At 47.7% G+C, this 723-nt stretch carries 1 rRNA gene; it reads left to right on the top strand.

From position 1 onward, the window contains the following. Positions 1 to 186 precede the first annotated feature (186 nt). Positions 187 to 723 (top strand): 23S ribosomal RNA (locus HP547_RS29120); the annotation flags it as partial.

Raw genomic sequence — 723 nt, 5'->3', positions numbered from 1 at the left:
TGATTTCTGACTTTTGTCAGATCGTTCTTTAAAAATTCGGATATGTGATAGAAATAGACTGAACACCAGTTTCACTGCTGGTGGATCAGGCTAAGGTAAAATTTGTGAGTTCTGCTCGAAAGAGCGACGTGCGAATTTTCGGCGAATGTCGTCTTCACAGTATAACCAGATTGCTTGGGGTTATATGGTCAAGTGAAGAAGCGCATACGGTGGATGCCTTGGCAGTCAGAGGCGATGAAAGACGTGGTAGCCTGCGATAAGCTTTGGGGAGTCGGCAAACAGACTGTGATCCAGAGATCTCTGAATGGGGGAACCCACTCAGCACAAGCTGAGTATCTTGTACTGAATACATAGGTGCAAGAGGCGAACCAGGGGAACTGAAACATCTAAGTACCCTGAGGAATAGAAATCAACCGAGATTCCCTTAGTAGTGGCGAGCGAACGGGGACCAGCCCTTAAGTTGGTTTGAGATTAGTGGAACGCTCTGGAAAGTGCGGCCATAGTGGGTGATAGCCCCGTACACGAAAATCTCTTATCAATGAAATCGAGTAGGACGGAGCACGAGAAACTTTGTCTGAATATGGGGGGACCATCCTCCAAGGCTAAATACTACTGACTGACCGATAGTGAACCAGTACCGTGAGGGAAAGGCGAAAAGAACCCCGGAGAGGGGAGTGAAATAGATCCTGAAACCGTATGCGTACAAGCAGTGGGAGCCTACTT

This window comes from Pseudomonas sp. CM27 (assembly GCF_013179515.1).
In the GTDB taxonomy this organism is placed as follows: domain Bacteria; phylum Pseudomonadota; class Gammaproteobacteria; order Pseudomonadales; family Pseudomonadaceae; genus Aquipseudomonas.
The sequence above is the reverse complement of the archived record's forward strand: the minus strand, read 5'-3'. Positions and strand labels throughout refer to the sequence as shown.